Source organism: uncultured Psychrobacter sp. (assembly GCF_947488565.1).
GTDB classification, from domain to species: domain Bacteria; phylum Pseudomonadota; class Gammaproteobacteria; order Pseudomonadales; family Moraxellaceae; genus Psychrobacter; species Psychrobacter saeujeotis.
On record NZ_CANKZC010000001.1, the window covers coordinates 446,081 to 459,554 of the forward strand.

10 protein-coding genes are annotated in these 13,474 nt (G+C 42.3%); 3 read left to right on the forward strand and 7 right to left on the reverse strand.

Features of this window, described 5'->3' with window-relative positions; all coding sequences use genetic code 11:
- Nucleotides 1-121: 121 nt before the first annotated feature.
- From recR to Q0890_RS01685, 3 genes are all read right to left on the reverse strand, one after another.
- Nucleotides 122-715 (reverse strand): recombination mediator RecR, encoded by a 594-nt coding sequence (recR, locus tag Q0890_RS01675; protein WP_299216674.1) that lies wholly within the window; start codon nt 713-715, stop codon nt 122-124.
- Nucleotides 716-822: 107 nt separating this feature from the next.
- The gene (locus Q0890_RS01680) at nt 823-1,152 is read right to left on the reverse strand and encodes a YbaB/EbfC family nucleoid-associated protein (protein ID WP_299216677.1); all 330 of its coding nucleotides are present in this window, start codon (nt 1,150-1,152) and stop codon (nt 823-825) included.
- Nucleotides 1,153-1,237: 85 nt separating this feature from the next.
- The gene (locus tag Q0890_RS01685; protein WP_299216680.1) at nt 1,238-2,530 is read right to left on the reverse strand and encodes an O-succinylhomoserine sulfhydrylase; all 1,293 of its coding nucleotides are present in this window, start codon (nt 2,528-2,530) and stop codon (nt 1,238-1,240) included.
- A gap of 446 nt (nt 2,531-2,976) precedes the next feature.
- Between Q0890_RS01685 and Q0890_RS01690 the strand changes: the two genes are divergently transcribed.
- The 3 genes from Q0890_RS01690 to dusA all read left to right on the forward strand — a co-directional run bounded on the left by Q0890_RS01690 (nt 2,977) and on the right by dusA (nt 7,226).
- Nucleotides 2,977-4,620 carry a phospholipase D family protein gene (locus Q0890_RS01690; protein WP_299216683.1) on the forward strand — a complete coding sequence of 548 codons (1,644 nt, stop codon included), beginning with the start codon at nt 2,977-2,979 and terminating at the stop codon, nt 4,618-4,620.
- Nucleotides 4,621-4,834: 214 nt separating this feature from the next.
- Complete coding sequence (locus tag Q0890_RS01695) at nt 4,835-6,136, forward strand: MFS transporter (RefSeq protein WP_299216686.1); 1,302 nt, start codon at nt 4,835-4,837, stop codon at nt 6,134-6,136.
- A 118-nt stretch (nt 6,137-6,254) separates the two neighbouring features.
- Nucleotides 6,255-7,226 (forward strand): tRNA dihydrouridine(20/20a) synthase DusA, encoded by a 972-nt coding sequence (gene dusA / locus Q0890_RS01700; protein ID WP_299216689.1) that lies wholly within the window; start codon nt 6,255-6,257, stop codon nt 7,224-7,226.
- Nucleotides 7,227-7,260: 34 nt separating this feature from the next.
- Here the strand turns inward: dusA and Q0890_RS01705 are convergent, their stop codons facing one another.
- The 4 genes from Q0890_RS01705 to Q0890_RS01720 all read right to left on the reverse strand — a co-directional run bounded on the left by Q0890_RS01705 (nt 7,261) and on the right by Q0890_RS01720 (nt 13,404).
- Nucleotides 7,261-8,043 carry a CPBP family intramembrane glutamic endopeptidase gene (locus Q0890_RS01705; RefSeq protein WP_299216692.1) on the reverse strand — a complete coding sequence of 261 codons (783 nt, stop codon included), beginning with the start codon at nt 8,041-8,043 and terminating at the stop codon, nt 7,261-7,263.
- A gap of 68 nt (nt 8,044-8,111) precedes the next feature.
- Nucleotides 8,112-8,999: an alpha/beta hydrolase gene (locus tag Q0890_RS01710; RefSeq protein ID WP_299216695.1), complete on the reverse strand. Its 888-nt coding sequence runs from the start codon at nt 8,997-8,999 to the stop codon at nt 8,112-8,114.
- Between the two features lie 171 nt (nt 9,000-9,170).
- Complete coding sequence (gene sppA / locus Q0890_RS01715) at nt 9,171-10,232, reverse strand: signal peptide peptidase SppA (protein ID WP_299216698.1); 1,062 nt, start codon at nt 10,230-10,232, stop codon at nt 9,171-9,173.
- A 202-nt stretch (nt 10,233-10,434) separates the two neighbouring features.
- Nucleotides 10,435-13,404: a ComEC/Rec2 family competence protein gene (locus tag Q0890_RS01720; RefSeq protein WP_299216700.1), complete on the reverse strand. Its 2,970-nt coding sequence runs from the start codon at nt 13,402-13,404 to the stop codon at nt 10,435-10,437.
- Nucleotides 13,405-13,474: the final 70 nt, after the last annotated feature.

Genomic DNA, 13,474 nt, shown 5'->3' on the forward strand with positions numbered 1-13,474 from the left:
CGCGTTCAAGTTTTGGCGCGTTTCGTATGACAGCGTCTAGTATAAAACAATAAATACGCGTATAAAAATTTACATACTTAAAGCATTATGTCCGAACCCAAACATATAGCCTTTGTGTACATTATAAAAAGGAGCGATTTTGTAGCGCCTGACCCAATGTCATACTATCTAGATATTCAAGCTCGCCGCCTATGGGTACGCCTTGTGCCAAACGTGTGACTTTATTGACATGACGGCCTACTGCTTCACTGATAAAGTGAGCAGTTGTCTGACCTTCAACAGTGGTACCTGTTGCCAATATCAGCTCCTCAACCTGCTCTTGTTTAACACGCCATACCAGCTGATCAATGTTTAAATCATCAGCGCTAATACCATCAATCGGTGACAGATGCCCACCTAAAACAAAATAGCGTCCACGGTAGCCTGCGGTTTGCTCAATGGCCATGACGTCAGCGGCGGTTTCAACCACACATAACAATCCATCATCACGTCTTGGATCTTGGCACAGCGGACAAACCGCCTCATCACTAAAGCTATGGCAACGCTGACACTCAACAATATCGCGCATTGCCTCATCAAGTGCTTGAGCAAGCACCATCCCTTGCGGACGTTTTTTGGTAAGTAGGTGGAGTGCCATACGCTGGGCACTTTTTTGCCCAACCCCTGGTAAAATACGCAGCTGTTTAACCAGCTGATCAAATTTAGCTGTAAGCAAATCTGCTTCCTTTATCTATAAACCGTAGATATAAAAATGGGGTCGCATCCTATAGATAACAACCCCATCATGGTCCACAAAATGTAGTAATTACAGCAAATTAAGACTTAGAATAAACCTTGCATACCTGGTGGCAGACCCATACCTGACGTCGCGCCAGCCATTGTTTCTTCATATAGCTCATCTGCTTGACGGACCGCATCATTAATAGCAGCAGCGATCAAATCTTCAATCATATCAGGCTCATCTTCAAGCAAGCTTGGATCGATACTTAAGCGCTTAACCACGTGACGACCAGTCATAGTAACTTTTACTAGACCACTACCCGCCTCTGCTTGGACTTCTTTATTGGCTAGATCCTTTTTTGCGGTTTCAACATTGGCTTCGACCTTTTTTTGCATTGTCTGAGCTTGTTGCATAAGTGCTTGGATGTTCATAATTGCCTCTTTGTTTTATATTGATGAATGATAAATAGCTTTTGATCATAAAATTAATACGATAACGTTGATTATACCGTCATCTTTATAAACTGTCTAAACCACGCGCCAAATCTTTGATAATGTCTTCCACATCTTCTAGTCCTACTGATAACCGAATAAGCCCATCTTTGACACCAGCCTCAGCGCGCGCCTCAGGGGTAAGCCTAAAATGAGTCGTGGTCGCAGGATGGGTAACGGTGGTTTTGGCATCTCCCAAATTATTAGTAATAGAGACCATTTGTGTTGAGTCAATGACATGCCAAGCAGCTTCTTTTGTGTCGCGATCATTGGCTTGGTTGTTGGCAGCAGACGCTTTAACCTCAAATCCCATAATGGCGCCATAGCCATTCTTCATATGATGCTGACGCTTGGTAAGCTCATGAGAGGGATGATCTAAGAGCCCTGAAAAGTGTACTTTACTGACGTTAGGATGATTGACCAAAAACTCTGCCACTTGATTGGCATTGGCACAGTGCGCCTGCATACGTAATTTAAGGGTCTCAAGTCCTTTAGTAAAGACCCAAGCATTGAACGGACTCATGCTAATACCGCCTGAGCGCACAACGGTAAATGCTGCTTGCATTAGCTTATCACTACCGACAAGCGCGCCGCCTAATACTCGGCCTTGACCGTCCAAGTATTTGGTTGCAGAATGAATAACCACATCAGCTCCTAAGTTTAACGGCCGCTGTAGCGCTGGCGTGGCGAAGCAATTGTCAACGACTAGTAATACATCATTGGCTTTACAAAGCTGACTCAGATATCCAATATCACAAATCTGCGCCAAAGGATTACTTGGGCTTTCACAATAAATCACCTTAGTGTTTGGTCGTATGGCATTTGCCCATGCGTCATTGTCAAAGCAATCGACATAGCTGACTTCAACACCAAACTTAGCCATGTAATTATTGAATAAACCAATGGATGAGCCAAAGAGCTGGTTGGCTGCAAGCAGATGATCACCTGCTTTTAGATAGGCCAAGCACATAGTCAAAATCGCACCCATACCTGAGGCTGTGGCAACCGCACGTTCACCGTTTTCAAGTGCGGCTAGGCGACGCTCAAAGGTACGCACGCTGGGGTTAGTATGGCGCGAATAGACGTTACCAGTCTTTGTTCCATTAAAATGCGCAGCGGCATCACTTGCAGAAGTATAGACATAAGAGCTGGTGGTAAAGATAGGTTCGGCGTGCTCTCCTTCATCAGTACGATGCTGCCCTGCACGAACTGCAATAGTCTGCATGCCGTAATCGAGGTCTAGGTCTAAAGCATCATTGCGCCAGTTTGGGTCCAGTGGATTTGAATTGCTTTCATCATGTGCTTGCGACTGACTCATAAGTTTTCCGTTACTATGGTTGGTATTGACACTGCTGATTATAGTTTCCATGATACATAAGTCAAAGCGCTTATCATATCATGCTCCCATATATCAGACGTTAGATTTCAGGTATTGCTTTTACTTGTTTGTCTGTTTCAAATTTAAAACACTTAACGTTTATAGTCAGTTTTAAGCACTGACTGTGCGTTGTTTTTGACGGCCTTATGGTTAAATAATAAAACCTAGTCTCAGCTTAAGCTATTATAGCAACGTGAGTGACTACCAATCTAAGAAAAATAACGTATTTTTGATAGGCAGATACTGCATCACCTGCTAAGCTTGGCAGCATTTTTAACTAGGCTTTAAACGTTGCTATTACATACCTTATAAACAATGCTATTATTCCCCCACATTAGTCTATATAAATTTCAGTACATTTTAAAACTTATCAAGGTAAACCAGTTATGTCGATGTTAAGTAGAGAGCCGAGCAGCTTGTCACTGAGTCTAACACTTGGCCTAACATTAGGTCTTAGTGGATGCCAAAGCTTGCCAAAACAGCCGCATCTGCCTGAAAGCCAAGCGTTATCAGCCCGTGTTAATGCTCTATACCAACAAGACAGTAGTCTGGACAATACTCAAGGTAAAAACAGCACCAGCAGTAACAACGACTTAGTGGCATCCATCAGTGAACAAAACGACATACACCCTGAGCTATCAGGCTACCATCCTATTGTCACTGGTGCGAATGCTTTTGCGTCACGAAGTATCCTAACTGATATGGCCACTCGCAGTATTGATGTACAGTACTATATTTGGCATGATGACCAAGCAGGTCAGCTGTTGCTAAAAGATTTGTGGAAAGCTGCTGAACGCGGGGTAATCGTACGCTTACTACTTGATGATTTTAATAACAATGCAAAACTTGATCAGCACTTATTACGTTTTGCCAGCCATCCAAATATCGCTGTTCGCATTATCAATCCTTTAATGCATCGTAAGGTTCAAGCGATGAACTTTGTCACCGGTTTGCCGCGTATCAACAGACGCATGCATAATAAAAGCATGACTTTTGATAAACAAATTACCGTTATTGGAGGTCGCAACATTGGTAACGAATACCTTAGTAATGATCAAAGCAGTCAATTTGCTGATTTAGACGTGCTACTTATTGGCAAAGTAGTCGCTGATATTGATAACAGTTTTATGAGCTACTGGTCAGCCCCTATATCCTTCGATATTGAAACGCTCGTCACTCTCGATAAAAACACTACCAGTAATTTTTTGACAGGATTAGATAAATTAGATGGAGATGAAAAGAGCCGTTCTAGCGACAGTTTAACGATTTATAAAGCAGCCATTGAAGACTCCTCTATCGATACTGACCTGATTAATAAGCGCGTACCATTTCGTTGGACAGATATGCAGTTCTTAAGTGATGATGTTGGCAAATTGACCAAAACTGTCCCCACTGACAGCAACTTAGTCCATCAGTTAAGAACCCTACTTGGAAGCCCCTCTGAAAAGCTAACCATCATCTCATCTTATTTTGTCCCAACCAAAGAAGGTGTAGATACGTTAGTACAACTGGCAGAATCAGGAATTGATATAAAGATTTTGACCAACTCTTTTAATGCAACTGACGTAACTGCTGTGCATTCTGGTTATAGCAAGTGGCGTCCTCATCTACTCGGCGCTGGCGTCAAAATATATGAGTTAAAATCAACCGCTAGTGAAGAAAAGCGCGAAAACAAATTATGGAAAGCGCGCAGTCAGTCGTCAACCAGCTTACATGCAAAGACCTTCGCTGTAGATGACCATCAAGTCTTCATTGGTTCCTATAATGTTGACCCCCGCTCAGCTAATATTAACACTGAAATGGGCGTGATTATCAATGACGATGAGCTGGCAAGACAACTACATGAAGCGCTCAGTGACGATCTGTTAAGTCAAGCTTATGAAGTAAAGTTAATAGATAACAATAAGTTACAATGGCATACGCTCGAAAATGGAGAAAAAGTGGTGTATGATTCAGAACCAAAAGTAGATTTGACTGATCACTTATGGCTAACTGTCATGTCTTGGTTACCTATTGATTGGTTGTTGTAAATACCAACGATGTCTTCTTTTAACGTTATCAATATCATTGCTTATTACATAGTCCAAAAATATTTTTGTCAAAACCTTTTTAAATAAAACGTTCTAAAGTATTCCTCTGGCAAACCAGCATTTACCCATGTTGGTTTGTCGTTTTTTATGATGGTCGGTTATCTCATGATGACCGTCTCAACAACCACTTTTATATGTGGATGCGTGATCAATTATGCCCTCTCGTTCTCAATATGCACTGATGTCCTCTAAAGACAAAAATACAGTCTTATTTGTCTGCTTTTGCAGCGCTGTTGCTTTTTTTGACTTTCTAATTTATTTATACATCGCAGACATCGTGTCGTCTGCTTTTTTTCCGACTAGTACCAATCCTGATATCCTAAGACTACAAGGACTTGGGCTTTTTGCAGTGGGTTATTTGGCACGGCCCCTCGGTGGCATTATTCTTGGACGTTATGGCGACATCAAGGGTCGCAGGCCAATTCTATTCATCAGCATGGCTATCATTGCAGGCAGTTTACTGACCATAGCGTTTTTGCCCACGTATGCACAGTGGGGCATGCTAGCTCCAATCCTATTTATCCTACTTAGACTGATACAGGGAATGGCATTTGGCCTTTATGTCCCATTGGCTTGGGTTTTTTTTGCAGAGCATGTACCGCGGCAGTATCTATCGGTTAGCTGTAGCTATGTGACAGCAAGCTTTTTTATAGGGGTGCTATTTTCTAATGCTTTTTTTGTATGGCTCACCGGCTCTATGACCCCTGAAGAGCTAACCAGTTACGGCTGGCGTTTGCCCTTCTTTATTGCAGCAATCTTGAGCTGTTTACCTTTATTAGCATGGCGTTTTATTGATGAGTCACCATTTTTTTTAGAAGTTAAAAAAGTAAAAACGAATAGTCATACCGCTCAGCCATTTACCTTACTTCTCAAACACTGTAAGCATTCAATATTTATCGGTTTGATGCTAAGTTTGATTATGTCTAGCGTTACGACTGTCATCATACTGTTGCTCCCAGACTTGATTGAATTACGGTTTGCTTTAGACAAAGACTTATTTGGGTTTTCACACAGTTTGGGCATTGTGTTTATGATTTTTGGCTGTGTATTTTATGGAATACTATCTAACTACCAGAACTTTGGTAAAATTTTAATAGTCGGCTCCGTTTTACTGATTGCTCAAATGTTTGCGTTTTTCTACCATATGCAAGCTGGCGGTGATTATATCTTGATCATGTATGCACTCTTAGGATTTTGTGCTGGCATCATTGGCATGGTACCTGCTATCTTCGTACAGTTATTTCCAACCAACGTACGCCTGACAGGCATGGCGTTTTGCTACAATATAATCTATGGACTTGTAGGCGTATCCGTACCTTTCGGACTTGGCTATGCCACTATGTTTGTAAGCTTTTCGCCTGCACTCTATATCGCTTTTATCGGTTTGATTGGCATTATCATGGGGTTTTATTTTTATAATATGCCTAAGTACAAAAAAATCAATCAGTTAATCTAGCATCTGATGACCTACTGTTCTTGTTTTATGGATTTTTCAATCAAACATTGGCTGTAATGAAACAGCTGTTTTATCATATTTAATACAAACTTCAAAAAAATATTAAGGCTTAACACCCATGGTTGATATGACCAATAAGCGTTTATCAGTTGCTCCGATGATTGACTGGACGACGACGGATTATCGTTACTTTGCGCGTTTGTTTAACCCGCAAGTATATCTGTACACCGAGATGATTAGTACTGGTGCTCTTATACATGGCAACCGTGCGCGGCACCTACGCTTCGATGCATTAGAGCATCCTGTGGTACTACAGCTTGGCGGTGCTGATATCGCCGAGATGACTCAGTGCGCCGAATTTGCTCAGCAGCATAACTATGATGAAGTCAATATCAATGTTGGCTGCCCCTCCGACCGTGTACAGCACAATAAAATCGGTGCCTGCCTAATGGCAGAGCCTAACACTGTGGCCAACTTAGTAACGCACATGCAAGCGGCCGTTGATATTCCGGTAACCGTCAAGCATCGTATTGGTATCGATGATTTTGACAGTTATGAGTTTATGGCAGACTTTGTAAAGACGGTAGCTGATGCTGGTTGTACGCGTTTTATCGTACATGCGCGCACAGCTTGGCTACAAGGACTCAGCCCTAAGCAAAACCGTGAAATACCACCACTGCGTTATGATGATGTGTATCGACTCAAGCAGGACTTTCCAGAGCTCGATATTGAGATTAATGGTGGTATCGAGACTGTCGCTGATATTGCCACGCACTTACAATATATTGATGGGGTAATGATTGGACGGGCTTTTTATCATAACCCTTACTTATTAGCAGAAGCTAATAGCTTATGGAATAAGCCGATGCCTAAGCGTGAAGATATTTTAGCGCATCTGTATCCATATTTAGAGGAGCAGCTTACAAAAGGTGAGACATTATCGACGATGGCGCGGCACTATTTGGGGTTATTTCAAGGATTGCCAGGTGCTCGTAAGTGGCGACAGGCGCTAAGTGGTAAACCGCAGCTGACACTTGATGATATCAAAAAAGCCGCCGACGAAGTTTTGCAACTAAACCCTAACGCTTAATTTATTTTGTGTGTTTTGGTCGAGTATATTTTACTCAACCAACTTGGGTTAGGTATTGCCACATCGCAACACCGTTATTAATAATGTGTAATAACATAGGTAGTACTAACGAGCCTGACTTGATACGCGCGTAGCAAAATATAAATGCTAGTACTACGATAGTAGTGATTTCATAAATACCGTACTGCAAGTGAATCACGGCAAAAATAAAGCTGGTTACGATACTCGCTAGCAGTGCGCCATTCAACTTCGCTGGCGCAAACTGCTCTGCAACAGCCGACCATAAGATGCCGCGAAAGACCAACTCTTCATATATCGGTGCGACAATCACCATCGCAAACACGAGCAACCACACCGAGCTGACAGACTGATATAAAGGATCTACAAAAACCAGTGGTGACTTATCTAAAAAATAGGTCAATGCTTGGCTGCCAATCATAAACAACAGCAGTATTCCAAACATACCAATGCCAACTGCCAAGGAAAATGGCTTGATCGCTAAATATTCACGTATATCACCAGATTTTACACGTACAATCAAATAGCTCAGTGCCATCAGTAGTATGCAACTGATAATAATAGAAACACTTACTACTGTCCCATCATTACTGCCAAAAAAGAATATATCTCCTATCGTTGTGCTTTTGGTAGCCGGCAGCCATAACCTGCCTGCGATATATACTCCTATCAACTGGCTGATAAAAAAAGCAATGACCATTCCAATGACAAGAGAAAATGCTCCCAAGCGCGAAAACAAAGCTGGACGCTTGGGTTGCGGTGTCACTGTATTATTTACAGCAGTAGCACGGTTTGACATATTGAGACTCAAAACAGTAACTTAATAACTCTCACAAACATTTGTGATATATAGTATTTGATCACCAATTAAGATGACAATTGCTGCTCAATCAATGTTAATACTTGCTGCGCGACAGATTCTGGATGCTCAAGCGGAAACATATGACCACCTGCATGGGTTTTATAAGGAATACCTAAACGCTTTTGGATTTGCTGCGGGAAACGGCGTTTTAAAAATACACTATCCTCTCCAATAATGAGCGTCACTGGCAGCTTGGGCCTACGATTGGGTGACAACCAGTACCAAGAAGGATTGGTACGAAATACAGCAACCTCGCTGGCTTTAGGAATGGCTAAAGTGACCTTGCCATCTGCACGCTCACACAAACCATGCCGAATATAACCTTCAAAGCTACGCTCATCAAAATTTTTAAAAAACCCTTTATGACGCATCTTTTCATAAGCCTCTTTACGACTATCCCAAACATCACGGCGGTTCTTAGAGATACCAGACGGTGACAGCTTATCCATCAGTCGATGATTCATTCGGGGCAACTTGTCAGCTGTTTTTGCGACATGCCATAGCAAGCTTGACTTGCCATAAACCCAAGGCGGATCCATAAGTACTGCTTGATGAAATATTTCGGGCGCGCGGTACAACGCTTGCAGCGTACACATGGCACCAAGCGAATGACCCACTGCGACTACTTGTGAGATGCCGTGTTTCTCACAGACAGTCTTTATACTATCGATGACTTGCTGGGTTAGACTACGCCAGTGATCATCAACAGGGTAATCTGAATCATTACCTAACATCGGTATGTATTCAACCGTAAAAAATTCGGCCAACGCCTCAAAAAATGGCTGATAGACCGCACTTGGCATCCCGTTGGCATGGGCAAAATGAATGACTGGTTTTTGGGTTATGTTAGATACAGGCAATGATGCAAAGGTCTGCAAATTGATTTCACTCATGACAGGCTCTCATTGTTTCTGATAGAGGTTGCTTTTAAAAGATTGGTACTTGATTTAGTACTTTATTTATAATTTAAACTGACTATATAACTGAGGCTGAGCATAGTTATATGCTCAGCCTCAACAATCATACACATTAAATATAATCCGTTCAAAATGAAAAAAGAACGTTTAACGCATCTCGATACTACCATCTTCTTGTGGCAATACATCAAGATTGATACTTGAGCCTACGCCTGCACCAAGTTTAACCGCGAAGCGATCCATGAATAATTGGAACGGATCCAGTGGCGTGTAATTTACCACGTTATCTAATTCTAAATCTTTCTCTAAACTGGCAATGCTACCTGATCGGTCTGCCAGTCCCAGTGCGATAGACTGCTCACCAGTCCAAAACAGCCCCGAAAACAAATTGTTGGCCTCAGGATCTTTAAGACGATCGCCGCGACCCTCTTTGACTGCATTAATAAAGTGCTTATGTGTATTATCAAGTACGTTTTCAACATGCTGTGTCTCAAACGTAGTAAGCGGACGCGACAAGCTTAAAATATCTTTGTACTCGCCTGCGGTAATGGTACGGTCGGACACGCCTACTTTGTCCATTAAGCCTTCAATATTATAGCTTGGCATGATGACCCCAATCGAGCCTACTAAGCTTGATGGATTGACATAAATCTCATCTGCAGCAGATGCAATATAATAAGCGCCTGACGCACCAATATCACCAATCACCGCATAAAGCTTTTTGTCTGGATACTGCTGACGTAAGTTCATCATAGTTTGCCAGATCTCATCTGATTGTACCGGAGAGCCACCAGGTGAGTTGATATCAAGTGCCACTGCTTTTGAGTTATTATTTTCAAAAGCACGCGTTAACGCTTTACTAATATCGTAAGCATTTGCAGGATCGGCGTTACTTATCGTACCTTGTAGCTCAACCACCGCTAAATGCGGCTTACTGGTATCAATTCCTTCTAGCCCAGATGGCGCATCGTTACTACAGCTACGGCCTATCGTTAAAAATAATAACAAGATATAACCAAAGGTAAGTAGCTTAAAAAAGATGCTCCAACGCCTTGAACGGCGCTGCTCTTCCACACTGGCTAATAAAGTTTTTTCAATAAGACGCCATTCTTGTCCATTTGGCTGATTAGGCGATGTTTGTTGCAATGGTGCTGGCTGATTTTCTAAATTATCAGGACGTTTGTTAGGGTCTGGCGGCCAGTTGGGCATATAACTTCCTAGGTAAAAAGCAATCTAAAACGAGTAAAAATGAGGATAGAAGATAAACATAATAAAAATTTGCATACATGAATGATTAGTATGACTGGGTCATTAAGTATGGTGGTATTTTACTCATGGTTCAATAGTGAAAACGTGAAATATCATTATACTACGATGTTGATAATAGATATTGGCCGTATCGGTAACGTTTTTATGGCAAAGCATCAAAACGTAGCGCTATCTCTAAAGTTTTGCGATCGTATGTGATTATCTCATCAATCTGTTGTCGGCTTAATGCCTCTGTAGTTACCTGAGATGTACTGTGACCAAGCCACTGCGTAGGATAGTTTATGCTGGTACTATCTACAAACGAATCAGCTGAACACAGCAAGGGCCACATTTGCCAGAGGCGATAGTGAGTGTCTGCATTTAAGACCACACGTGCTTCAAATGCCCCATTTCGACGGGTAGTTTTCTGACTGGCCTTTGATATCGGTGCAGGTGGAATAAACGTTTGAGAATCTGCCTGTAATGACTGCTGTGGATTGTTAGCATCATATCGAATGACGCGAATGGGCTGCTTACTAGCAATCGCTATAGTACAATCCCAAACGCTACTATCATCGATATCACGCCATCCTGTCATCGCTTGTAATGCCATATCTTTATTGTCTAGCTGCCATGTTTTGCCTTGCTCACAGCTTTGAGCGGTAATGGTGGTTGCTCGCGCAGATTGCTTTTGCTCTAGATATAACTGCTGATAAGCTGCCCAGCGCTCATGGCGTCCTGCTTGCCAGTACTGATTAATAGGTATCCTTTGATTTAATTGCAAGACACTCATCGGTAGTAGCTCAGATTTTTTTATATTGCTTTTGATCTTCCTGTTGTTTTGTTTAGTAGAAAGAGTATCGGTCAATATCGGTACACTGGTTTGTATGACGACACCTTCTAACTGGTCAATTGATAACGTTCCCAGCTGTTGTGCTAAGTGAGCAGTTATATCATCTGCAGTCATTGTGCTTGGCATCGTCCTGTTACCATAAGGTCGGTGGTCTGCTAAAAATAGCCAGTAAACAGCGCCTGAAACTGGCGCTGTTTCATTATTATTTTTAACATGACTACTGTTATCTATGTGTTGACGTACTATAGGATACTGCAATACCGTCGCGCTCAAATACTGATCGCCAGTTGGTAGCACGTATAAGGTAGGAGCTGTTGCCAAGGATTGCTGATTGGCATAAACCGTCATCACTAACAAGCTTAGAGGTGGTAACGCTAGCCCGCGACTGATAAGCCCGCGTGGTAGCAACCATGGCATCATAATCAGTAGCGCCATCAGCAATATAGCCATATTCACTGACGTATATAGCCAAGCGTCTGATAACGCTGGTAATGAAGTCAGCCATGCTATCAGTTCATGCAGGCTTGCGACTATGTTACTTACCAATGCCCAAATACTATCTGCTACAGTAGGTAATAAAAGATAGCAGAGCCCTGCTAACAGATTCAAAGGTACGATGACCCAACCGAATAAACCGATAGCAAATAGGTTGATAAACAGCCCCCACAGCGAGGCTTTGCCAAACAGTAACAATGTAATAGGCAACAATGCGATAAATAACCAAAACTGCAATTTAAATACGCGTTTACCCGTTAGCCCTATTTGGGTCAGTAAAGTACTACTTATGTGGTTGTTATCAGCAATGTCATGGCGATACTGCGCTAAAGCTACGTTATCTCGCTGATATGATGCGTCGTCATATTTTAATAATAATGCCACCGCGACAAACGATAGCCAGTAGCCTGCTTGCCATAATACATAAGGATCAAACCAAGCCATGAGTACTGCTATCGCAAGTAACACACGCATGGTACTAATAGGCAGTAGCGTTAATCGCACCAACCCTATCGCTAGTAGCATCCAAGCGGTACGGGCAGCTGGTACATCAAACCCAGTAAATAACGCATAGATAAAAGCAACACCAATCATGACCCACCAACGTACCTGCCAGCGCGGTATATTACGATACAGCGCTGGCCACTGGTGGTTTACTAACCAAACTGCGGCACCTGCGAGTATGATGGCCAAAAACAAAACATGTGTGCCAGAAATGGCTAAAAGATGCGAGATACCAGCCAACTGGTAGAGCTCCTTGGTCTCGTGATTGATTAAACTACGATCACCCGTCAATAGACTTAACGTTACTGCTTTGGCTTGCTGCTCTGCTGTCGTTTGCTGCAGCCAATCTGCATAAAAATGCTGACGCAGCTGCCAACGCCACTGGTCAATATGAGTGCGCAAACTGTTAAGAAATGAGTCAAACGCAGTATTTGAAGCAAGCATTGTCGATGAGTTATTTAATACTCTGATAGGCTCGCCAGTCGCCATGATAGTAGCCATACCATCGATATGACGTCCCCGTAACCAGCGATAGCTGTCGAAACCTGTTGGATTATTGAGGGTTTGTTCAGAGGTGACTAGAGGTACAAGCTTTAAAGTCATGAGCAGCTGATCACCAGGCTTTAGACTATTAAGATCGATGGTTTGTGTGTTACCAGATGTTCGCTTAGGATAAGCATTGAGAAGCACGCGATGCTCTAAGTTTTTGTCACCATTTATGTCTTTATTATACAAACCTTTACTACTTAGGCTATTATCAATATAGCTTAACGTTTGCGCTTGTAAATCCTGTGAAGTTAATTTGGACACCAACGGCTCAACTAATTGCAAAGTTGCAACTTGTCGATAGCCACTATTTATTTCAGGATCATATACACTATCGCTAATGCCCTTGATGGTCACCCACGCACGTACCTGCATAGGCTCGGTGATTTTTGTCGTCTCTGCTTGCTGATAGGCAGACAATGCTTGCAGGGCACTTCCAAAAACCAGCACACTCGCTATGATCGTCATCAGTAGATAACGGATAAACTTAAAAGATAACGTATGATTTTGTGTTCGACGTTTATGAAGGGAGTAGTTGCTTATTGACGGCAACGCTGCACTGCGCTGGAGAAGAAAAAGGAAAATAATCGCTGTTACGATCAACAAGAGCCAAATAAGAGCGCTTGCTATAGACAAATCAAATGCTAATAACCTATCTTGAGCAAAGTCTACCGTCCCTATTGATAATGTGCCTACCATCGCTATAATGATTGAGATGCCAATCGTCCAATACATCAGCACTCCTTGCATGACGGCTTATTAAATATATACTTGACCACTGACGATGTTCTATCCATAACCTTCT

Bases quoted from the DNA above. Each gene is read 5' to 3' on its own strand.
- Q0890_RS01680 (WP_299216677.1), bottom strand. From the start codon at position 1,152: ATGAACATCCAAGCACTTATGCAACAAGCTCAGACAATGCAAAAAAAG.
- Q0890_RS01685 (WP_299216680.1), bottom strand. From the start codon at position 2,530: ATGAGTCAGTCGCAAGCACATGATGAAAGCAATTCAAATCCACTGGAC.
- Q0890_RS01690 (WP_299216683.1), top strand. From the start codon at position 2,977: ATGTCGATGTTAAGTAGAGAGCCGAGCAGCTTGTCACTGAGTCTAACA.
- Q0890_RS01695 (WP_299216686.1), top strand. From the start codon at position 4,835: ATGCCCTCTCGTTCTCAATATGCACTGATGTCCTCTAAAGACAAAAAT.
- dusA (WP_299216689.1), top strand. From the start codon at position 6,255: ATGGTTGATATGACCAATAAGCGTTTATCAGTTGCTCCGATGATTGAC.
- Q0890_RS01705 (WP_299216692.1), bottom strand. From the start codon at position 8,043: ATGTCAAACCGTGCTACTGCTGTAAATAATACAGTGACACCGCAACCC.
- Q0890_RS01710 (WP_299216695.1), bottom strand. From the start codon at position 8,999: ATGAGTGAAATCAATTTGCAGACCTTTGCATCATTGCCTGTATCTAAC.
- sppA (WP_299216698.1), bottom strand. From the start codon at position 10,232: ATGCCCAACTGGCCGCCAGACCCTAACAAACGTCCTGATAATTTAGAA.
- Q0890_RS01720 (WP_299216700.1), bottom strand. From the start codon at position 13,404: ATGTATTGGACGATTGGCATCTCAATCATTATAGCGATGGTAGGCACA.